Annotated in this window: 14 protein-coding genes; 8 read left to right on the top strand and 6 right to left on the bottom strand. The window is 39.7% G+C overall.

Annotated elements, in window-relative coordinates; all coding sequences use genetic code 11:
• Positions 1-34 precede the first annotated feature (34 nt).
• Both EQG61_RS06355 and EQG61_RS06350 read left to right on the top strand, forming a co-directional pair.
• A complete protein-coding gene (locus EQG61_RS06355) occupies positions 35-1,078 on the top strand; it encodes a glutaminyl-peptide cyclotransferase (protein WP_129461080.1) in 1,044 nt (347 codons plus the stop codon).
• Positions 1,079-1,312, top strand: a complete 234-nt coding sequence (locus EQG61_RS06350; protein ID WP_129461079.1) for a hypothetical protein — start codon at positions 1,079-1,081, stop codon at positions 1,310-1,312.
• Positions 1,313-1,538: 226 nt separating this feature from the next.
• Here EQG61_RS06350 and EQG61_RS06345 read toward each other — a convergent pair whose 3' ends face one another.
• From EQG61_RS06345 to EQG61_RS06330, 4 genes are all read right to left on the bottom strand, one after another.
• Positions 1,539-4,559, bottom strand: coding sequence for a DUF7619 domain-containing protein (locus EQG61_RS06345; protein ID WP_129461078.1), 3,021 nt, complete (start codon positions 4,557-4,559; stop codon positions 1,539-1,541).
• A 406-nt stretch (positions 4,560-4,965) separates the two neighbouring features.
• Entirely contained in the window at positions 4,966-7,857 is a 2,892-nt protein-coding gene (locus tag EQG61_RS06340; protein WP_129461077.1) for a DUF7619 domain-containing protein, read from the bottom strand.
• A gap of 844 nt (positions 7,858-8,701) precedes the next feature.
• The gene (dnaK, locus tag EQG61_RS06335) at positions 8,702-10,588 is read right to left on the bottom strand and encodes a molecular chaperone DnaK (protein WP_129461076.1); all 1,887 of its coding nucleotides are present in this window, start codon (positions 10,586-10,588) and stop codon (positions 8,702-8,704) included.
• 848 nt (positions 10,589-11,436) lie between these two features.
• A complete protein-coding gene (locus tag EQG61_RS06330) occupies positions 11,437-12,303 on the bottom strand; it encodes an EamA family transporter (RefSeq protein ID WP_129461075.1) in 867 nt (288 codons plus the stop codon).
• Positions 12,304-12,539: 236 nt separating this feature from the next.
• Between EQG61_RS06330 and EQG61_RS06325 the strand changes: the two genes are divergently transcribed.
• Positions 12,540-13,964 carry an L-serine ammonia-lyase gene (locus tag EQG61_RS06325; protein ID WP_129461074.1) on the top strand — a complete coding sequence of 475 codons (1,425 nt, stop codon included), beginning with the start codon at positions 12,540-12,542 and terminating at the stop codon, positions 13,962-13,964.
• On the opposite strand, the gene EQG61_RS06320 is transcribed toward EQG61_RS06325, so the two are convergent.
• Together EQG61_RS06320 and EQG61_RS06315 are read right to left on the bottom strand one after the other, a co-directional pair.
• A complete protein-coding gene (locus EQG61_RS06320; RefSeq protein WP_129461073.1) occupies positions 13,961-14,989 on the bottom strand; it encodes an outer membrane beta-barrel protein in 1,029 nt (342 codons plus the stop codon). The genes EQG61_RS06325 and EQG61_RS06320 overlap by 4 nt on opposite strands.
• A complete protein-coding gene (locus EQG61_RS06315; protein ID WP_129461072.1) occupies positions 14,986-15,423 on the bottom strand; it encodes a nuclear transport factor 2 family protein in 438 nt (145 codons plus the stop codon). Before EQG61_RS06315 ends, EQG61_RS06320 begins: the two co-directional genes overlap by 4 nt.
• Positions 15,424-15,529: 106 nt before the next feature.
• Here EQG61_RS06315 and panB point away from each other — a divergent pair, with 106 nt between their 5' ends.
• From panB to EQG61_RS06290, 5 genes are all read left to right on the top strand, one after another.
• Positions 15,530-16,348 (top strand): 3-methyl-2-oxobutanoate hydroxymethyltransferase, encoded by an 819-nt coding sequence (gene panB / locus EQG61_RS06310; protein WP_129461071.1) that lies wholly within the window; start codon positions 15,530-15,532, stop codon positions 16,346-16,348.
• A gap of 111 nt (positions 16,349-16,459) precedes the next feature.
• Complete coding sequence (locus EQG61_RS06305; RefSeq protein WP_129461070.1) at positions 16,460-17,155, top strand: RluA family pseudouridine synthase; 696 nt, start codon at positions 16,460-16,462, stop codon at positions 17,153-17,155.
• A 61-nt stretch (positions 17,156-17,216) separates the two neighbouring features.
• A complete protein-coding gene (locus EQG61_RS06300) occupies positions 17,217-18,581 on the top strand; it encodes a DUF5723 family protein (protein WP_235829035.1) in 1,365 nt (454 codons plus the stop codon).
• Position 18,582: 1 nt separating this feature from the next.
• Positions 18,583-19,911, top strand: coding sequence for an aldehyde dehydrogenase (locus EQG61_RS06295; protein WP_129461069.1), 1,329 nt, complete (start codon positions 18,583-18,585; stop codon positions 19,909-19,911).
• Between the two features lie 46 nt (positions 19,912-19,957).
• Positions 19,958-23,968 carry a PAS domain S-box protein gene (locus EQG61_RS06290; protein WP_129461068.1) on the top strand — a complete coding sequence of 1,337 codons (4,011 nt, stop codon included), beginning with the start codon at positions 19,958-19,960 and terminating at the stop codon, positions 23,966-23,968.
• Positions 23,969-24,046: the final 78 nt, after the last annotated feature.

Below are 24,046 nucleotides of genomic sequence, written 5' to 3'. Positions count from 1 at the left end.
TACATTTGTAAACACGTTTACGACAAATTTTAGCATGAAAGCATTTAAATACTTCACAGTCATTTTATTAGCAGGAATCACCGTGACCAGTTGTGCCCCAACCGAAACCGGATTCCAAATCGACGAAACCAAAATCAAAGCCACTTACACCCAGGGAGAGACCGTAAACCCAGCGATTGCGAACCCGAATAACCTGAAAATTGACAGTGTCGCTTTTGCCCTAAACAACAAACGCCTCGGTTCGACAAAAGGAAATGCCGCCTTTTCCTTCCCGTTAAACGAAGAAAAATTAGGTTACCAAGAATTAATCGCTACCGTATACAGCGAAGGCAAACCCACAGCCGACACTACCCGTTTGGAATTGGTCTCAAAAATCCAACCCAAGTTTTTAAAATACACCATCGTCAACACCTATCCCCACGATATTACCTCCTACACCCAAGGCCTACAGTTTTACAACGGCGTGTTGTATGAAGGTACCGGTCAGTATGGCGAATCCAAGTTGTTGCGCACCGATTTCAAAACCGGGAAAGCCGACTTAAATGTCAACCTCCATCCCAAGTATTTTGGAGAAGGGATTACTGTTTTAAACGGCAAAGTGTACCAACTCACTTGGCAAGAAACCACCGGATTTGTATATGACGTGACCAACTTTAAAAAGTTAAAAGAATTCCAATACGACAAACAAATCGAAGGTTGGGGATTAACCAACGACGGTACAAACCTCTACCAATCCGACGGTTCAGAAAAAATCTATACCCTTGACCCTGAAACCTTAAAAATTACCGGAAGCATCAATGTCTATTCCTTAGATTCCAAAGTAAAAGAGTTGAATGAATTGGAGTGGGTAGACGGAAAAATCTACAGCAACGTATACCAACAAAAAGCCATTGTAGTTATTGATCCCAAAACAGGAGCGGTAGAAGGCGTGTTGGACTTGTCCGGTTTGGAAACCAAAATCACCAAATTACCCGACACGGACGTACTTAACGGTATCGCCTACAACCCTGCGACCAAAACGTTTTTTGTAACGGGGAAAAACTGGGACAAACTATTCGAAATCAAAATCACCGAGTAAATGCCCACCTCCCAACATATGCCGAAATCGTGCAGCGAGAATTGGCTCGAACTCAATCCGGAGGAACGGGCACGGTTTTGTACCCTCTGCCAACAAAATGTCTTTGACGACCACAACCCCACCCCAGAAGAAATTGAAGCCTTCAATGCACACTGTGCCCGCTTTCAAGATCAAGCTCCAGTTTCAAAAGGTGTTTTTGCATTCGTGAAACGTTTGGTGAAAAAGAGACGTTAGACTTTAGACTTTAGTCCAATTTCACTCACGCTTCTTGCTTCTTGTAGCACAAAGTTTCACAAGGTTGGGCACAATGTTTTACAAAGATTTGAGTCATAAGTCGTAAGTCCTATTTCACCCACGCTTCTTTCTTCTTTCTTCTTGCAGCGCAGCGGTCTTGCTTCTATCTTCTTTCAACGGTTTTTCCACTAAAACTGAGCCTCTCAGCTTCTCAGAAACTCAGAAACTACTTCTTCACCATCTTAACCACTTCACTTCCCTGCTCGGTCGTTACTTTCACCAAATAGGTTCCTGGTGATAACGCACTCACATCAATGCCTGAAGCTGCGGGATGCATGTTCACTTGCATCAACTGTCCTTGGATGCTGTAAATTGAAACCGATTGGATGGTGATATCTTGAGCATTGGCAAAAACCAACTGCGTGTCTACTGGGTTTTGTGCTAAAGCAAAAGCACTGTTGGGTGTTTCTTGTAAGCCTAAACTTTGAACCAGCGTTGTAGCTGTATTGGTCAGAATTGGATAGTTGTAATCAAAGAAAATATTGGCCGAGTTGCTGAAGGTATCGCCGGAGACCAGCGTACTCTTCGTTTTGATTTTAAAGGCAACATATCCGTCATTATTAGCGTCGTCAAACGGTAAATTGATGTTTTCAAACACAAACTCCACGCGGTTGTTTTGCAAAATACGCGTACGGAACGGATGACTACCCAATTGCGGAATTAAAGTCGTAATATCGAATTTATTGGTATCAATCACATCAGTAACGATGATGTTTTGCGCGGCAAAGTTTCCTGTATTTTCAAAACGAATCACATAATGCACATATTTCCCTACGTGATCTGTACCCACTACTCCACCTTCCAAACAGGTTTTATCATTCGGGTCATAGGCGTTCACTACATTTTGAACTAAATTCATATAATTATCGGCTATGGTTTGATCTGTCGCACCTAGAACATTGCTGTAATAGGTCAAAGTATCACCACCATTTAATGCTGGCGTGGCCGTTGGCGTATTCAATAGGAAATTCAATTGGATAGTACGCGTTTCAAATGGCAATAAATTGGTAAACGCCCAGTTGAGTGTGGATGCCGTTTGCGAACTCACTGCGGGAGTGGCCGTCACCAAACTCGCCACCGTATTGGGGAAAGTCAAACTCGCCGTACCCGATTGCGTGGTATTCCCTTTGTTTTTGTAGACCAACATATACTTCGCGTTAAAACCAGGTCGGGCGGGATTCAACGGCAGTAACGTTATCTCCAAGTCGTTTTTCACTCCATTGGCCGTCATACAAAAGTCACGAGTGGCCGGACTCGCCGTAGTGGGGAAATTCACCGAACCCGTTGCCGGACTCAAATTAAAGTAAGTGGGATTTTCTAACACGGGCGTGATGGTATAACTTCCCGCATTGGACGAAAAACCATAAGCACCTACCCCACTGGTAAAACCTGTTTCAGTCGTAGTACCATTTGATACATTGACACGAACATTCGATGCCAACACATCATTTGCCGCACATCCGTTTGCATTTTGATCAAAACGTAGCGTACCGTTGGTTTGGTAAACCGTTCCTCCTGTCGCAAACGTACAATACGAATTGGTAAAACAGTTCGTGTACCCGTATTGCGTAATACGCGATTGAATCGCTGTAATTTCATTATCATCTCCACAAATGGATTGGAGATTGGGACAATTCTGAAAAATTAGATTATTTAAAATAGAATTCAATCCATTTTTTAAATTAAGTGAAGTAAGATTGGGATTATCGGAAATTGATAAAGTTGTAACCGAAGTCGCACTCAAATCAAGAGTATCTATTAGTGAATTATTTAATCCCAGTCGTGCTAAGTTTTGACAATTAGCAACATTCAAATTACTAATCGGACAACCATCTAACAATAAAATGTATAAATTTTGAATATTTGAAGCATTAAAAGATGATAAAGTAATATTATTTCTTAACGAGATTGAAAATGCCTGACTCGCAGCATTTAAATTTTGAATATTTGCAGTAGTTACACCACAATTTTCAAAAACAACAGTCAAATTACTGACAGATGGATTAAATGAATAATTTACAGGACCATTTATAGGAGTATTTTTTATCCAAAATGAATATAAATTTTGAAAATTCTGTATATTATTGGTATTAAAATATAATGAATTTGGATTACCCTCGTAATAAAAATCCTTTAATGTTAAATTATTACTCAAATCTAGAGGTAAAGTTAATGGACAATTAACTACGCTTAATTTCCACAATCCAGTCAATCCATCCGTGTTTAAACTTGTAATATTAGTAGTTGAAATTTCAACTGTTCTAAGTAATGGCGCGGAAACTGGAAAATCAATTATACTTAATTGAGGATTATTTGTAACAATAATTTCACTGATAATACTTGAATTAGACAAATTAATTGAATTTAAAGTTAAATTATCAAATGATTTAAAATATTTTAAATTAATAGCAGAAGATAAATCAATTTCACTTATAGTATTTTGATAAAAATAAAAATTGTCTAAAAGTGTTAAATTAGAAAAGTTTGAAGTAGAAATATTATTATTTGATAAAATAATATTTTTCATGCTTGTATTTGAAGATAAATTTAAATTAGAAATTATTTCATTATCCATAGAAAATCTTTCTAATATTGACATAGAAGAAACATCAAGTGAATTTATTCCATTGTTATACAACGATAAATTTTTAATATTAGGGTAATTTACTCCGTTGAATGTATCAATGTTACAATTCGAGAAAGTTAATCCAACTAATGATGTGTAGGTAGTTAAATTTGGAAGTTGTTGACTAAAGTTAAAACCATAAAATCCAAATGTTATTATATTTGAAGGAATTATTAAATCAGGATGTGGAAAATTCTGAAATACAGTACCAGAAACAACTAATGTTGTCAAATTTATTAATTGTGGATAATTGTATGATGATACTGGATTTTGAGCGAAATTCAAACTTTTTAGTGTTGTAAAAAATTGTATCCCCTCTAAATTTGAAATGGAACCATTAGAAATATTTAATTCTCTTACAGTTAACGCTTCACTTTGCTGAATTTCCCCGTCATTATTTGAATCGATTTTTATTGCATTCAAGCCTGTTCCTATTGCAATATTATTACTAGTGCTTGCTTGTAACAACTTCGCTTTAAAATTCGCATCCGGGAAGTTAATGATTTGAGCAGTGGCTGTAAACGCAAACAAGGCAAAGCAAAGGGCGTAGAAGTTTCTCATCGTATTGGTTTTTAAATTTTTACAAAAAAAAAAAAAAAAACAGACTGAGCAATAGAATGGGGAGTTTTTTTAAAAAAAGTCGTTAGACTTTAGACGTTAGACGTTAGTACGATTTCACTCACGCTTCTTGCTTCTAGTAGCACAATGTTTCACAAGGTTGGGCACAATGTTTCACAAGGGTTTGAGTCATAAGTCAATTTAGTCGTAAGTGATTTGAGTCATAAGTCGTAAGTCGAAAGAGTCGTAAGTCCTATCTCACCCAGGCTTCTTTCTTCTTTCTTCTTGCAACGAAGTGGTCTTGCTTCTTTCAGCGCAGCGGTCTTGCCTCTTTCAGCGAAGCGGTCTTTCCTCTTTCAACGGTTTTTCCACTAAAACTCAGCCTCTCAGCTTCTCAGAAACTCAGAAACTACTTTTTTACCATCTTAACCACTTCACTTCCTTGCTCTGTCGTTATTTTCACCAAATAGGTTCCGGATGATAACGCACTCACATCAATGCCTGAAGCTGCGGGATGCATGTTCACTTGCATCAACTGTCCTTGGATGCTGTAAATTGAAACCGATTGGATGGTGATATCTTGAGCATTGGCAAAAACCAATTGCGTGTCTATTGGGTTTTGTGCTAAAGCGAAAGCACTGTTGGGTGTTTCTTGTAAGCCTAAACTTTGAATAAGCGTTGTGGCTGTATTGGTCAAAATAGGATAATTGTAATCAAAGAAAATGTTGGCCGAGTTGCTGAAGGTATCGCCAGCAACCAACGTACTCTTCGTTTTGATTTTAAAGGCAACATACCCATCATTGTTGGCGTCGTCAAAAGGCAAGTTGATGTTTTCAAACACAAACTCCACGCGGTTGTTTTGCAATATACGCGTACGGAACGGATGACTACCCAATTGCGGAATTAAAGTCGTTACATCGTATTTATTGGTGTCTATCACATCGGTTACGATGATGTTTTGCGCGGCAAAGTTTCCTGTATTTTCAAAACGAATCAGATAATGTACGTACTGCCCAATTTTGTCTGTCCCCACAACTGCGCCTTCCAAACAGGTTTTGTCGTTCGGGTCATAGGCATTCACTACATTTTGATTGAAGTTTAAGGTATTGTCAGCAGGTGTTTGATCGGAGGCACCTGTTACGGTAGCAACATACGGCAACACATCTCCGCCATTTAATGCAGGCGTAACCGTTGGCGTATTCAACAGGAAATTCAATTGGATGGTACGGGTTTCAAACGGTAGTAAATTGGTAAACGCCCAGTTGAGTGTGGAAGTCGTTTGCGAACTCACTGCGGGAGTGGCCGTCACCAAACTCGCAACAGTATTGGGGAATGTCAAACTCGCCGTACCCGATTGCGTGGTATTCCCTTTGTTTTTGTACACCAACATATACTTCGCGTTAAAACCAGGTCGGGCCGGATTCAACGGCAGTAACGTTATCTCCAAGTCGTTTTTCACCCCATTGGCCGTCATGCAAAAATCACGGGTAGCCGGACTTGCGGTAGTAGGGAAATTCACCGAACCCGTCGCCGGACTCAAATTAAAGTAAGTGGGATTTTCCAATACGGGCGTGATGGTATAACTTCCCGCATTGGACGAAAAACCATAAGCACCTACCCCATTGGTAAATCCCGTTTCAGTAGTAGTACCATTTGATACATTCACACGAACATTCGCCGCTAACACATCATTTGCCGCACAACCATTCGCATTTTGATCGAAACGAATTGTACCATTGGTTTGGTAAGCCGTTCCTCCTGTAGCAAACGTACAATACGAATTGGTAAAACAGTTCGTGTACCCGTATTGCGTAATACGCGATTGAATGGCTGCAATTTCATTCTCATCCCCACAAATGGATTGGAGGTTGGGGCAATTCTGAAAACTTAAATTATTTAAAATAGAATTCAATCCATTTTTTATGTTAAGGGAAGTGATATTGGGATTATCAGAAATTGACAAATTAAAAACTGAAGTCGCACTCAGATCTAGAGTATTTATAAGTGAATTGTTCAATCCCAATCGCACTAAAGTTTGACAATTAGCAACATTTAGATTACTAATCGGACAACCATCTAATAATAATATATATAAATTTTGAATGTTAGAAGCATTAAATGAAGAAAGGTTACTGTTATTACGTAAAGCTAGAGTAAGAGTGGCATTTTGATTTATCAAATTTAAATTTTGTATAGCTGCCGAGGTAATTCCATTGTTATCTAAAACTGCAGTCAATGATGAATTTGTATTAAATGTAAAATTTACAGACCCATTAATTGGTGTGTCCTTTATGGTAAAACCGATTAAACTGTGAAAATTTGGAAGGTTGGAATTATTAAAATAATACATATTAGGCAAACCCGAGTAATAAAAATCAGTTAAATTTAAATTATTTGATAAATCTAACGGTGTAGTAAGTGTATAGGCTTTTAAAGTAAATTTAGATAGATTAGGATAACCCGAAGTAATAACTGAAGTTAAAAGTACATTGTATAAACTTAGAGTAGTTAAATTATTATTGGTTTGGGGCATGCTAAAATTAATCAATAATGGATTATCTTCAATAATTACTGTGTTTAAATTAGTTGAATTCGAAAGATTTACAGTAGTTAAGTTGGGTATATTTTTAAAATATACGTACAACATATTTTGGCTAGATAAATCAATGCTACTTAATGGTTCATTTTGAATTGTCAATGATTTCAAATTAATCATTGAACTAAAATCAATATTTGTTAAGTTATTACCTGAAAGTGTAAAAGTAATTATATTTGGATAACTAACGGCAGTAAAGGAATTTAACCCTGAATTGGTAATATTTAGTTCTGTTAATTGAGTAAAACCTGTTAAATCAGGTTCTTGGGTAAAATTAAATCCTTCCAACCCCAAAGTTTGAATATTGGTTGGAATAACTAAATTAGGATTCGTTATATTCTGGAACACCGACCCCGAAACATGTAAAGTCGTAAGGTTAGTGAGTTGTGGAAAATTATAATTAGAAATGGCATTTTGAAACAAATATAACTTCCGCAAATTTGTAAAATATTCTAATCCTGATAGATTTGTTATTCCAGAATTTGTAATGTCCAGTCTCCAAACATTTAAAGCTTCACTTTGTTGAATTTCCCCATCGTTGTTAGTATCAATCTTTATGTTAAAATTAGAACTATTCATGGCAATATTATTGACAGGTCCAGAACTTAACAACTCCGCTTTAAAATTCGCATCCGGGAAGTTAATGATTTGAGCAGTGGCTGTAAACGCAAACAAGGCAAAGCAAAGGGCGTAGAAGTTTCTCATCGTATTGGTTTTTAAATTTTTACAAAAAAAAAAAAAAAAAACAGACTGGGCAATAGAATGGGGAGTTTTTTTTTAAGTCTTTAGACGTTAGACTTTAGACGTTAGTCCGATCTCACTCACGCTTCTTGCTTCTAGTAGCACAATGTTTCACAAGGTTGGGCACAATGTTTCACAAGTGTTTGAGTCGAAAATCAAAAAAGTCATAAGTCGTAAGTCAATTTTAGTCGTAAGTCATTAGTTGCAGTCACTCTAAACTCATAATTCATAACTCCTAATTCCATTCGCGGTCTTTCCTCTAGTAGCACAATGTTTCACAAGGTTGAGCACAATGTTTTACAAAGATTTGAGTCATAAGTCGAAAAGTTATAAGTCATAAGTCAATTTTAGTCGTAAGTCATTAGTTGCAGTCACTCTAAACTCATAATTCATAACTCCTAATTCCATTCGCGGTCTTTCCTCTAGTAGCACAATGTTTCACAAGGTTGGGCACAATGTTGCACAAGGGTTTGAGTCGTAAATCAAAAAAGTCATAAGTCGTAAGTCGAAAGAGTCGTAAGTCAATTTAGTCGTAAGTGATTTGAGTCATAAGTCGTAAGTCCTATCTCACCCACGCTTCTTTCTTCTTTCTTCTTGCAGCGCAGCGGTCTTGCCTCTTTCAGCGCAGCGGTCTTTCCTCTCAAAAAAAAAAAGACCAAACTTCCGCTTGGCCTTCATTTATTGTTTAGTCTTAAGTCGTAAGTGAAAAGAGTCGTAAGTCTTAATTCCTCTCACGTTCTTTCTTCTTGCAACGAAGTGGTCTTGCTTCTTTCAGCGAAGCGGTCTCACTTCTTTCAGCGAAGCGGTCTTATTTCACTTCCTCAAAATCCACATCTTGGGTTTGGTCACCCGTAGCTTCTTGTTGGGGTTGCGCTTCGTGCGTTTGTCCTTCCGCTTGGGCTTTGTACAATTCTTCCGAAGCATTTTTCCACGCTTCGTTGATTGCGTCTAAAGCCGGTTGGATGGTTGCCAAATCTTTGGTTTCATAGGCTTTCTTCAATTCTTCTAAAGCCGCTGTAATCGTGGATTTGTTGCCTTCTGATAATTTGTCACCGTACTCACTCAATTGTTTTTCCGTTTGGAAAATCATGCTGTCGGCTTCGTTCAATTTATCCGCTTTTTCTTTCGCTAGACGGTCAGCATCTGCATTCATCTCTGCTTCTTTCTTCATGCGCTCGATTTCTTCTGGAGTTAATCCCGAAGAGGCTTCGATACGAATGTCGTGCGATTTACCGGTTCCTTTATCGGTTGCCGATACTTTGATGATACCGTTGGCATCGATGTCAAACGTTACTTCAATTTGTGGTACTCCGCGTGGCGCTGGTGGAATCCCGTCTAGGTGGAAACGACCAATCGTTTTGTTGTCCGCTGCCATCGTACGTTCTCCTTGCAACACATGGATTTCTACACTCGGTTGGTTATCGGCAGCCGTAGAGAATACTTGTGATTTTTTCGTCGGAATCGTTGTATTCGCTTCGATCAATTTCGTCATCACATTCCCCATCGTTTCGATACCCAAAGAAAGTGGCGTTACGTCCAATAACAAGACATCTTTTACATCTCCTGTCAATACCCCTCCTTGAATCGCTGCACCAATCGCAACTACTTCATCTGGGTTAACTCCTTTGGAAGGTTTTTTACCGAAGAATTTTTCTACTTGCTCTTGGATGACTGGGATACGTGTCGAACCCCCAACTAGGATCACTTCATCAATATCCGAAGTCGATAATCCAGCATCTTTCAAGGCTTTGGCTACGGGCTCCATCGAACGTTTTACTAACGTATCCGCCAATTGTTCGAATTTCGCACGGGTCAACGTTTTCACCATGTGTTTGGGTCCGCTCGCAGTAGCCGTGATGTACGGTAAGTTGATTTCCGTTTGTGAAGACGAAGACAACTCGATTTTTGCTTTTTCAGCCGCTTCTTTTAAACGCTGTAAAGCCATTGGGTCTTTGCGCAAGTCAACGCTTTCTTCACTCATGAATTCGTTGGCCATCCAGTCGATGATTACTTGGTCGAAGTCGTCACCACCTAAATGGGTATCCCCATTGGTAGATAATACTTCAAACACGCCGTCACCCAATTCAAGGATGGAAATATCGAAGGTTCCCCCTCCTAAGTCGTATACCGCAATTTTTTGGTCTTTACCCGCTTTATCCAAACCGTAGGCTAAGGCAGCCGCAGTAGGTTCGTTGATAATACGCATCACTTTCAATCCTGCAATTTCGCCCGCTTCTTTCGTTGCTTGACGTTGTGCATCATTAAAGTAAGCGGGAACCGTGATTACGGCCTCTGTAACGGACTGACCCAAATAGTCTTCCGCTGTTTTTTTCATTTTTTGAAGGGTCATCGCCGACAATTCTTGTGGCGTGTACAAACGACCGTCGATGTCTACACGAGGCGTGTCGTTGTCCCCTTTTACTACTTTGTACGCTACAGTAGACGCTTCTTTAGCGCTTTCTGTGTACTTGTTCCCCATAAAGCGTTTGATAGACGCAATGGTTTTGGTTGGGTTGGTTACGGCCTGACGTTTTGCAGGATCCCCAACTTTAATCTCACCCCCTTCAACGAAAGCAATCACGGAAGGTGTGGTTCTTTTCCCTTCAGCATTCGCAATAACTACGGGTTCGCCACCCTCCATTACTGCTACACATGAATTTGTTGTACCTAAGTCGATACCAATAATTTTTCCCATGGTTATAATCTCCTTTTTTAATTCTGTTGGATTGCCCCTCTAGGAGTGGGCAGTGCTTACGCACGATGGGTCTTAGTCAACTATTATGCCATTCCGTCTGCCACTCCTTTTTGGCAGTTTTTATTCAAAAACAACTGACAAGATGACATTTTTAAGCTGCTGAGATGCTGAGCTACTAAGCTGCTGAGCGGAGGGGCTGACAGGATAAATGATTTGAAGATTTGAAATTTGAGATTTGAAATTTGGTCCCGAAACTTCGGGAGGGATTTGAAGTTTGGAATTTTACTATTGAAATTTTAATTACCTGTATAGCTATTTTAGGACGAGTCATCCTTCCTACTACTTCGGACTAACCTCGGACTAACCTCGGATTAACCCCGCACTAACCCCGTGGTTAACTAATGGTATCCTTTAGGTTACCTTTAGGATACCTTTACCATAACCCGTATAAGCAGTTATCAGTAATCAGTAAACAGTAAACAGTTATCAGTAAACAGTTATCTGTGGTCAGTGAACACTGCAATCTGAACACTGCAATCTGTACACTGTACACTGTACCCTGTTCACTGTACACTGTTCACTGTAGACTGTGACTGTGACTTAATCAATGGGTAAAAATACAAACCACATAGTAACATAGTATTCATAGTTAACACTTTATGGTGTTCAACCTTGTGAAACTTTGTGCTTAACATAGTGAAACATTGTGTTACTATTAGTCAATGCAATATAATGCACTGTACCAATACACTTTTAAACTTCTATTTGAAAATGTGAGGATTTGAAGATTTGAAAATGCACGTTCTTAGAACCCAACCTGAAACATTAAACTTGAAACCTCCTAAAGTCTACCCCCTATTAAACACCCCAATCGACACCGCAATCAATCCGTAGGACACGATCTGTGCGAGGTTGATGGATTCGTGGAAGTAAAACAACGCCAAAAAGAAATGAATCAAAGGATTCGTATACATCAAAATCCCGACGGCTGAGGAGTTCATCCCTTTTAACGCATATAAATTTAAAAATAAGGGCACAATGGTAAATACAACCACGATCACTCCCATCAAAATATAAAACAACGAAGCCGTGGGTGTGGGTCCGCTATAGGTTGGAAAAAACGGCAGTAACACCAACGAAGCAATCACCATTTGCACCATCAATACGATGAACTTGTCAAAACGGTCGTTTTTGCGTTGGCTAATCAAATACAAAGCAAAAGACACGGCAATCACCAAACTGTACACCAATCCGTGCAAATCGCCATAAGAAAGGATGCCACAACTCAAAATACAGAGTCCGACCGCCGTCCATTGCCACCAACCCAAGCGTTCTTTCAATATAAAAAAGGCCAAAACGGTAGTGATGATCGGGCAAATCAAATAAGCAAAGGAAGCCGACTGCAAACTGACATGGTTCACGGCGTACATGAACAAAAACCAATTGAACACGAGTAAGAACCCACCCAAAATCGTCAACGTGAGAAACCGCGTTTTATCGGTTATCGAAAGTTCGCGAAACACCTGAATGTTCGCACGTACCAACCGATTCCGGAATATAAAATTGAGAAATACCAGCAACCCCGTGGCATAAAACACCCGGTAAAACAAAATATCCAACGACGGATAATCGTGTAAGGGTTTGAGGGCCAAACTGAAGAAACCCCAAATCACAAAGGCCGAAAAAGCCGCTAGATAGTATTTGTTAATGCGCACGTGAAAAATTTGTGCAAAAGTACACATTTGAAGATGTTGGACACGAGAAACTAACATTTCCTTAAGAGGGCCACTCACTAATCAAATGGCTGTCAGCACGCTAGAATACAACTTGAATTTAGACATTATCAAAAAGAGCTGCTTTCAATTGATAAATTCCTAGCGAAAACGATTTTTCTTGAAAATTTCGCACGACTTTATCCTATATTTGTGTAACCAATAAACGAAACTTACCCATGGAAGAATGCATTTCGGTTTTTGACATGCTTAAAATTGGGGTCGGACCCTCCAGTTCGCATACCCTCGGACCCTGGCGTGCCGCAGAACGCTTTTTGAGTGAATTGCGCGCACAAAACCTGTTTGAGAAAGTCGAACGTGTACAAGTCGACCTCTACGGTTCGTTATCCCTTACGGGTAAAGGGCATGCTACGGATTTAGCCGTGATGCTCGGACTTAGCGGTCAGGATCCTGAATACATTCCGGTGGATCAAATTGATTCGATTATTGCCAACATTCACAATCACCAAGTGCTACAATTAGGGAACGAACTAACGGTTCCTTTTGCACCCGAAACAGATATTCGGTTCAACCGTAATTTTCTTCCCTTTCATTCCAACGGCATTCGTTTTACAGCCTATGCGGGCTTGGCCACTGTGGAAGAAACGTATTATTCCATTGGTGGTGGTTTTGTGGTAAAAGAGGAACGCATTAATGCCAAAAAGAAAAGTGCCATCAAATGTGCTTTCCCCTACCCGATTCAAACGGCAGCCGAATTATTAAACTACTGCCACGAGCAAAACCGCTCCATCTCTGAAATTGTGTATGAGAATGAAAAATCCATGCGCAGTGAGGACGAAATTCACCACGAATTGATGCGCATTTGGAACACCATGCTCGAATGCATGTATATTGGATGCCATACGGAAGGTACATTACCAGGCGGACTTAATGTGCGACGCCGGGCTTATGATATGCATCAAAATTTGATTGGCGAACTTCCCTACAATTCCCCACAAGAATGGCTAGAAGTGATTCGTAAAACCGAAGTTAAATTTCGCCAAATATTAAAATGGGTTAGCTGTTTTGCCTTAGCGGTCAATGAAGTGAATGCCGCTTTAGGGCGTGTGGTTACGGCGCCTACCAATGGTAGCGCGGGTGTTATCCCTGCGGTTTTGATGTATTATATGGTGATTGAAAACCACCAAGCTACGGATAAAGAAATCAAACAATTTTTGATGGTAGCGGGCGAAATTGGTTCCATCTTCAAAAAAGGATCGACCATCTCGGCAGCCATGGGAGGCTGTCAAGCTGAAATCGGGGTTTCCTCGGCAATGGCTGCAGGAGCGTTGTGCGAACTCATGGGCGGTACGCCTGCGCAAGTACAGATGGCAGCCGAGATTGCTATGGAACATCACCTCGGACTCACTTGTGACCCAATTGGTGGATTGGTGCAAATTCCGTGTATCGAACGCAATACCATGGGGGCTATTAAGGCCATCAATGCCGCCGAATTAGCTTTGGAAACCGATGCGCGAAATGCGAAAGTTCCTTTAGACAAAGTTATCAATACCATGTGGGAAACCGCAAAAGACATGAACCACAAGTACAAAGAAACTTCCGAAGGCGGTTTGGCGATTACGGTTGGGCTGTCGGATTGTTAAAACCCCATCACCAAACTACTGGTCAAAAACAACGAATTGGTTTGACCATTCAAGACATTTTCAGTTGCGGATAGATACCGTGCTTCTATTCGGAACTTGCAGTATTTATTGACGATGTAATCCGTGTTTACGGAAGTTCCCCAAGTTTTAAAAGGTAATGGTTGGTCAATCATCACATTCGACTTATCGTGATAATATTCCCCTCGAAGGGCAGTTTGCCAATGGGTATTCCAGGAATATTGGGCGATGAATAAAGGTGCCCACCACGATTTATAACCGTTGGGTGTTTGTTGCCAACCGATATCATACCCTACTACCGTATGCCATTTGGAATTCCATTGGGCATCCCAATACAAATTCTCAAACCAACGCATTCCGGTGTACGTCGCATAGTCTTCCTTTCCGCTGTAACTGCTCCAATTAAACGTGTGTCTTGTATTCGGTTTGTAGGTAATTTGAGTACCAAAAGCGGGTTCGACCGACCGATCGGCCTTATGAATGCGCTGCCAACCGTTGGTCACCAAAGCGCCAAAACTCCAACGGGCATTGGGATTGTAATGGTACCATAATCCGGTCATAAAATACGGCGAATTGTCGGCTAAAATAGATCTTGTGAGTGTCAAGTTGTTGAAGGTAGTTGCCGACTCCAAGCCAATATAACTTGGGAGAATTCCCATTTCTACACTGTGTTTTTTATTGGCATCTAGATAAATCCCTACATAGGCTTCATTCAAATATTTTACCGATTCATTGGCATAATTGTCTTCCACATACGTACCCGCTTGCAGTGCCACTGAAGCATAGAAATTGTCGTAGGTCACTTTGGCTTTCAGCAAAGCAAGATTGACGGCAAACTCGTTATGGCGGTTGTAGTTGTACAAAAAAGGTAACTTTTGTTCGCCTTTGGGAGCATCCAAATCATAGGAATAATAGGTATCTAGGAACCCGCCCCATTCGATTTTTATCGAGTCGTTCTGACTCCAAACGAACAGGGGTAATAAAAGTAAAACGACTAATTTTCTCATGGTCGGCGACGGGTATCAATAATTGAAATAATCGTCCATACACCATTGTTTTTAAACAAAGTAAACACATTGACCCCCGAGTGACTGAGTTTACCGTTAATATAAAATTCATAGGGCGTCCATGCCACGGCCATCGTTCCGTCTACTTGAATGGAATAGCTCAACAAGCGTTCTTCAAATCGCAATTCGGCAGGAAGAGAAACAATGGCTTTGTAAAATTCAGCTGGCGTTTCTACAGTGAATTGATTGCCTTTGGTTTTGGACTCGGTAATGGATTCCAAGCGAAGGGTCGGACTGCATACTTGTTTCATTTTCAAAGAATCTTTTTGATGAAAGCCTTCAAAAAATTGTTGGACGGTTTGTTTTACTTCGGCTTCTTGTGCGAACACAAAACTTCCAAAGAAGCAAAATAGCAGGATGAGTCTGGTTTTCATGATTGGTTATTAATGGGTGGATGACTAGAAAATCCGTTGTTTTCGTAACAAAACTAATCCATTTTAGTATTTTTACAGCGCACAACAACACTAAAATCCGAAAAACATGTCTGTAGCTAAAAAAGATTACAAAAAAATCACCACCAAATCCCTTGTGGATATGAAGGCCAATGGAGAAAAAATTTCTATGCTTACCGCTTATGATTATACCATGGCCAAAATTGTGGATTCTGCAGGTGTCGATGTGATTTTAGTGGGTGATTCGGCGAGTAATGTGATGGCGGGACATGAAACAACCTTACCGATTACATTAGACCAAATGATTTACCACGCTTCCTCGGTAGTGCGCGCTGTTGACCGTGCGCTGGTGGTGGTGGATTTGCCGTTTGGAACTTATCAATCCGATCCGAAAGAAGCCTTGCGTTCGTCCATTCGTATTATGAAAGAAAGTGGCGGACATGCGGTAAAACTCGAAGGCGGTTCGGAGATTAAAGATTCGATTAAAAAGATATTAAATGCGGGAATTCCCGTGATGGGCCATTTGGGTTTAACCCCGCAATCCATCTATAAATTCGGTACATATACCGTTCGCGCCAAAGAAGAAGCCGAAGCCGAAAAACTGATTGAAGATGCGAAACTTTTGGAACGTCTGGGCTGTTTTGCTTTGGTTTTGGAAAAGATTCCGGCCAAACTAGCACAACGCGTTGCGGAAAGCATTCATATTCCTGTCATCGGAATTGGCGCTGGCAGCGGCGTTGACGGTCAGGTTTTGGTGCTCCATGACATGATTGGAATGACCCATGAATTCAGTCCGCGCTTCCTTCGTAGGTATATGAATCTCTACGAAGACATGACCAAAGCGATTGGGCAATATGTGAGTGATGTAAAGGCTGTAGATTTCCCGAATGCGAATGAGCAATACTAATTTGAAAATTTGAAGATTTGATGATTTGATGATTTGAAAATGATAGTTCACTGCATCAAATCCACTTTTAAACCATTCAACTTTTCAACTCCCTAAAAAACTTCTATTTTCATGAAAATAATCAGTACACCCGATAATCTGGACGTATTGTACGAAGACAACCATTTGATTGTGGTGAACAAACGGGTGGGCGATTTAGTACAAGGCGACAAAACGGGTGATACACCGCTTTCAGACATTGTCAAAGCCTATTTAAAAAAGAAATACGACAAACCGGGTGATGTGTTTTTGGGAGTCGTGCATCGTTTGGACCGACCCACAACAGGTTTGGTGGTATTTGCGCGAACATCCAAAGCATTAGAACGCATGAACGCCTTGTTCAGCAATAGAGAAACCCAAAAAACCTATTGGGCTGTGGTTAAAAATGCGCCACCAAAGTCAGAAGACACCCTAATCCATTACCTCAAACGCAATCCGAAGAACAACACTTCCAAAGCCCATAGTAAAGAAGTTCCCGACAGCAAACGGGCGAGTTTATCCTATTCCATTATCAAAAAACTGGACCGTTATTTGGCGTTGGAAATTGCCTTACATACGGGAAGACACCATCAAATTCGCGCCCAACTGGCTACCATCGGTTGTCCCATCAAGGGCGATTTAAAGTACGGTTTTGACCGCAGTAATCCCGACGGCGGGATACATTTGCATGCGCGTTCGTTGCATTTTGTGCATCCTGTGACGAAATTACCACTAACGCTCATAGCGCCAGTTCCACAAGAAGTGCTATGGCAATCGATTGAAAACTAAATTCAATTTTTCTTCGTTTATAAAAAAAATAGCTAACTTTAGCACAAAACCCCAAGATTACATGAAAAAACGACACCTTATTGCGATGGCCTTCGTTGGTCTATATGCACAAGCTCAGGAACATTTTGCAGGAATCGGACTCTCAAGTCGGGTTGGTGTTTTGAACACCCAATTCAATCCAGCAGAGTTGAATAACATGTCCGATAAATTTGACATTAATTTATTTGGAATTAGTGCCAATGTTTCCAACAACAAACTCACAGTAAATGATTTGGTGAACAACGACAATTTGGAAAATGTCCTTTTTCGAGGTACTGATCCCGTAAATTTAAGAGCCGATGTACAAGTAAGCGGCTTTGGTATGGGCATCAAATTCAAACGATTTGCTTTAGGTTTAAGTACCAAAATCTACGGAAATATGGACATCATTGATGTCGATCCGCGATTGGGAGATGCATTTGTAAACGCAGGCATCAATTCCATTTTTGGTGCTACGACGGTTTCCAACAATTTCAACCAACGCGTCAACGGTACGGCTTGGGGTGAAGTGGCAGGAACCGTTGCTTTTAGTTTGATCAACAAAGAAAAACACAAATTTAATGTGGGTTTCACTGGGAAATTATTACTACCGGGTTCCTTTGCCAATATGGGAATGGACAAATTTACAGGAACCATTTCCCGTGTGGGCGGAGTGGCCTATTTAACCAATACCCAAGCTTCGGTTAATTTTGCGTATTCAGGAGAATTGGCCAACAGTTTTACCCAATTTGACAACTACAGTAAGTCAGCTATAGGTTCGGTAGGCGGTGTCGGTTTCGACCTCGGAGTCAACTACCAATGTCGCGATAAAGCTCCTGAGAATCCGAAGAAAAATCAGAACCGTTACAAGTTGAACTTGGGAATGGCAATTCGCAATGTGGGTTCGATGACCTTCAAAGATCCCAACAACAAAAGCACCAATTATACCTTATCGATTCAAGGGACGCAAAGCTTGAATTTGAACCAGTTTGAAAATGTTGAAAGTATTCAAGACATAGAAACTATTTTGTTGAATAGTGGCTATTTAACCAAGACTACTTCCAATAAAGATTTCAAAGTAAATTTGCCCACCACTTTTGTTTTGTATGCTGATGTCAAAGTGATTTCTAAGCTTTTTATTTCAGGCTATTTACAACAACGCGTAAAGTCCATAGATGTAAACGATCAGATTGCGACACAAAACAATTTTACGATTACGCCGCATTTGAATTTAGGTTTCTTCGAATTCTTTTTACCCTTCACACAAAATGAAATTTCGGGTTTCAATACTGGATTGGGCATTCGTGCCGGAGGATTCTATTTGGGTTCTGGTTCGGGCATTACCGCTTTAATGAACAATGCCAAACAAGCCGATATTTATTTGGGATGGCGCTTTGGAATTTTCTAAAATGAGTAGATTGCGTGACGATATCGACTACCGCTTGGAGCGACTCAAAGCACTTTACAATGCCATTGAAGTCCGTGAAGAAGCCATTGTCGCTGCGCTACACACCGATTTTAAGAAACCCCGTTTTGAGGCGATTGCCACAGAAACGGCTTATGTTTTATCCGACATAAAAAATACAATACGGCAGTTGAAAAGTTGGTCCCGACCCAAAAGAGTGTGGCCCTCACTTCTCAATTTTCCGTCAGTGGAATCCATACACTATGAACCGTATGGTAAGGTTTTGATCATAGCGCCTTGGAATTATCCTTTCCAATTGGCCCTAGCCCCGCTAACAGCAGCCATTGCGGCAGGAAATACGGCGGTACTGAAACCTTCCGAATTAACCCCATCGGTTTCGGCTGTTTTAAGCGAATTAATTTCAACTGTTTTTACGCCAGAGGAAGTTCTTGTAAAAGAAGGCGGACCCGAGATAGCACAAGAGTTATTGCAGGAGCGTTGGGATTATATTTTCTTTACGGGAAGTGTGGCAGTGGGCAAAATTGTAGCCTCGGCTGCTGCCAAACATTTGACACCCGTAACCCTTGAATTGGGAGGCAAAAATCCTTGTATTGTTGCGGCTGATACCGACATTAAACTGACTGCCAAGCGGATTGTTTGGGGTAAATTTTTAAATGCGGGTCAGACCTGTATTGCTCCCGATTATGTATTGGTTCACGCATCTATATATGAATCACTAGTTAGTGCTTTGAAAGTCGAAATTGAAGCGGCTTACGGAAAAGATCCGGAACTGTCACCCGACTATGCTAGAATTATCTCGGACAAACATTGGGTGCGCTTAGAAGCCATGAGCCAGCCAGGGAAGGTACTTTATGGCGGAACGGGTCAGCGGGATCAACGGTATTGGGCACCAACCTTGATTGCGCCCGACCAAAAAAGTGCTGTTATGCAGGAAGAAATATTCGGACCGATACTTCCCTTAGTACCTTTTTCAGAGGAAAAAGAAATAACCGAATGGATTCAACTGTATGAAAAGCCGCTGGCCTTTTATGTATTTACAAAAAATATCCGTTGGGCCAAACAATTGATGCGCCAACACGGTTTTGGTGGGGGCTGCATTAACGACACTATTCTTCATTTTAACAACAAGCGATTGCCCTTTGGAGGAATCGGACACAGCGGTATGGGCGCCTATCATGGCCAATGGGGATTTGAAACCTTTTCGCATCGAAAAGCCATTGTTTACAAACCCTTTTGGGGTGATATCCCTTTGCGCTATGCACCGTATTTAAGCAAGATAAATTTTGTTAAAAAAATCATGAAATTGTTTTGATTTATTCGTAAATTGCTAAGAAATCAAACCAAACTTTAAATCCTTCATGACACATTTATTGAATGTTCTATTGACCGGATTACAGGCACCCATTTTACAAACTACACCTATTATTGTGAAGGAATTTCACTTTGAAAAATGGTTTGTTGTACTTGCTGTATTGTTTTTAGTGCTGTACATTACCTACGCTGTCTTTAATTACAAATCCAAGAAAAACAGTTTTATCAACACCTACTCCGAGTTTGCTCCCAAAGAGGAACTTTACAACATGTTATTGTTGATGCTGGGTATCGCCTTACCCCTTTCTGAAGTTGTCGTTGAAATCTTTTATGTTCGCCCCACAAGTTTACTGGTCGTCAAGTTTGTCATAGGGATATTACTGTTAAGTTTTTATTTTATAAATACAAGAACACAATGGCTTCAAAAGTACTATGTCCCTGTATTTATTAGTATTTATGTCATTGATTTTACGCTAAACATATACAGTTTGGTTGCTTTACCGTACGACTATATGTTGTTTTGTTCGCTAATAATCAATTTCTTTTTATCGTATTACATTTTAAAAAACATGGTTCAGTATTGGACCTTCGTAGTAATTTATTTTTTATTCCTGATTAGCCTTTACCAACAAGAAGCGTTACCTCCAAAAGATGTAATTATATTAATTTCTTGTTCTTTGTTAATTATTGGCGTTCATGCTTCTATCCATTTGGCTACAGTCACAACAAAAAGTAAATTTTTATTTGCCAATGAAATTTTGACCAAAGGAAATATTCTTACCATAGCCACCAACAAAAAAGGAGAACTCTCCTATTGTAGCGAACAGATTCGCGACTTTTTAGGGTATGAACCTGAGGAAGTTATGGGGATGCGCTTTTGGATATTAACAGAAGATCCCGATTTTGTCGGCGAAGCGTATCATGATGATTTTATTGATAACCGCGTGCACATTCGCCGTTTAAAAGCCAAAAACGGAGAATACAAGTACATCCAATGGAAGGATAAAAAGTTTTCAGACGACTTGATTATTGGTATTGGGCAGGATGTTACCGAACAGATGAACATTCAAAATCAATATCAAAATTTGATTGAGAATGCCAACGATATTATTTATGAAATCAATACCGAAGGAAAATTCACTTTTATCAATAAACACGGTGTGGCTTTAACCGGCTATACGCAAGAGGAATTTCTAAAAACGCCTTTCTTCAATTTAGTTCGAAAAGACCACCAACGTCGCATTCGTGAATTTTACAAGCGAACAGAAATGGAGTTCAATGAATTTCCCACACTTGTTGTTCCTGTAACGGCCAAAAATGGAGAGACTCTTTGGTTATCTCAAAACGTTACGATTAAAAGAAATGAGGTAGGGAAAATATCGGGATATACCGTCATTGCTAGGGATGTTACGCTACAACGACAGTTGGAAATCGAAAATGTTCGGAAAGAGAAAAAATTAAAACGCTACAATGAAGCGATTAAAAATTTAACGCTTAAACACCAACCCAATGGGGATAATTTTACTGAATTTCTGGAGGCTGTATTAAAAATTATTGCCAAAAAAGTAGATGTGAATCGGGTTGGATTTTGGCGGTACCTTGAAGACCGTATTCATTGCGAAAGTTCATTTATTAAAAACAAAGACGAATTCAAATCGGGATTTGTTGTCGAGAAAAAAGATTATCCGCACTATTTTAATGCCATTGAAAGCGAGTTGCAAATTGTCGCTTCCAATGTATTGGACAATCCGTTTACTACAGAATTTACGTCATCCTATTTCAATGAATTTGCTACAAAATCCATGTTGGATACCCCCATCTATATCAACGGTTTGTTGTATGGTGTACTTTGTATTGAATCCGACACTAAAATCAAAGAATGGGATAACGAAGATATTTTATTTGCCCGCTCGATCAGTGATTATTTAGCGGCAGCTATCGAAACTCACCAACGTTTGGAAGCAGAAGGGAAATTGGAATACAAAAACCAAATTTTAACTGAGATAACCAAATTTACCAACCGTTTTATTGCCATCAAAAACAAACAAGAATTATTTAATGAAGTTTTATTATCCCTAGGAAATGTTATAGGTGTCGACCGAATGTCCTATTTTGAATTTGATTATGAAAAAATGACATTCAGTCAGCGCAACCGTTGGCACAAAGAACAGAAAAACATTATTGAATTAAATCCGAACCTACAAAATTTACGCTACAACGATTTTGAAGAAATATTCCAAGTATTGCAACAAGATAAGGTTTATTCTGGATTAGTGAAAGATATCAAATCGTCAGTATCACGTGATTTTCTGACTGCTATACATTGCACTTCCATTTTAATATTACCCATTACCGTAAACAATCAATTGGAAGGATTTATTATTTTGGACGAGATGTATGTAGAAAGAAACTGGCAACCCGAAGAAATTTCAATTCTCAATACATTAGCTCGAATTGTTTCTTCTACGCTAGAACGCAACATCAATGAAAGTACCATACGTGAAAACGAAGAACGATTCCGATTACTAGCGAACAACATCCCTGGTACAGTGTATTTGTGTTCAATCGATGACGATTACAGCTACATATATCTAAATGATGAAATCCAAAAGTTAACTGGAGTTAAGAAAGAGAATTTCAAAAATCATAAAAACAGTTTTGGTGCAATAATCCATCCTGACGACAGAGAACGGGTGTTTGATACGTATAAAAAAGCCATTAGTTCGAAAAAGAAAATTCATACCACTTATCGTGTATTAAATACCGAAAATACCATAAAATGGGTGGAAGAATTTGGAGACATTATACGCAATGAAGATTCCCAATATATTGAAGGAATTCTCATTGATATTACCCGTCAGAAAGAAGCGGAAGAAGCCATCAAAGCCAAAGAATATGCGGAGGCAGCGAGTAAAGCTAAATCGGAATTCTTAGCAAATATGAGCCATGAAATTCGAACGCCTTTAAACGGAATTATCGGATTTACCGATTTATTAAAAAGTACCAACTTGGAGCAAATCCAACGCAGTTACATGAATACCATTAACGAGTCGGCACAATCCTTATTAGACATTGTCAACGACATTTTGGACTTCTCAAAAATTGAATCGGGTAAACTCGAACTGGATATCCGACGCTATGATTTAAAAGAGATTTTGAGTCAGGTGGTGGAATTGGTGAAATACGACACCAACCGTAAAAACTTACAATTGGAACTCACCATCAACAAAGAGGTTCCCAAATATGTTTGGACGGATATCATTCGTTTAAAACAAATTCTAATCAACTTATTGGGTAATGCCGTAAAATTCACTGAAAAAGGAAAAATAAACCTATCAGTGACCAATCTCGAATTTATAGGTGACACCCAATGCCGTTTGCGGTTCATGGTAAAAGATACCGGAATTGGAATCAGTAAAGAATACCAAGAACAAATCTTCAATGCCTTTTCGCAAGGTGACAATTCTACTACCCGAAAATTTGGCGGTACAGGTTTGGGCTTATCAATTTCCAACCAACTTCTGGGCTTAATGCAAAGTCGTTTAAAAGTCAACAGCGAGGTAAATAAAGGTTCAGAATTCTATTTTGATGTGGTGGTGAAAGCCAACAATACCAAGACTATCGAAGAGATCAATAGTATCGAAGTAGCAGTGACTGAAACGGAGAAACCCAATTATGGGCATGAAAACTTTAAGGTGTTGATTGTAGAAGACAATAAAATCAATATGTTGTTAGCCAAAACTTTAGTCAAACAAATCATTCCTCACGGCACAATTTATGAGGCCAACAATGGCGAAGAAGGAGTAATTAAGTACAATGTACTTCAACCGGACATTGTATTAATGGATGTTCAAATGCCTGTAATGAACGGGTACGAAGCCACCCAAGAAATTCGTAAATCCGATAAAGGTAAACATGTGCCCATTATCGCTTTAACTGCGGGTACTGTTGTGGGAGAAAAGGAAAAATGTTTGGAAATGGGCATGGACGATTATGCTTCCAAACCCATTATCAAAGAAGTCTTGGAAAACCTTATCGCTAAGTGGTTGAAAAACTAAACGAAAACGGGTGTGAAATCGAAAATAGTAAAATTTTACTCCCGCTTTTTTAACAAATTCATAAATCGTATTGCTGGG

Source organism: Flavobacterium stagni, from assembly GCF_004122105.1.
Taxonomy (GTDB): Bacteria; Bacteroidota; Bacteroidia; order Flavobacteriales; family Flavobacteriaceae; genus Flavobacterium; species Flavobacterium stagni.
Note: the sequence above shows the minus strand (reverse complement) of the source record. Positions and strands in the feature narration are given on the sequence as shown.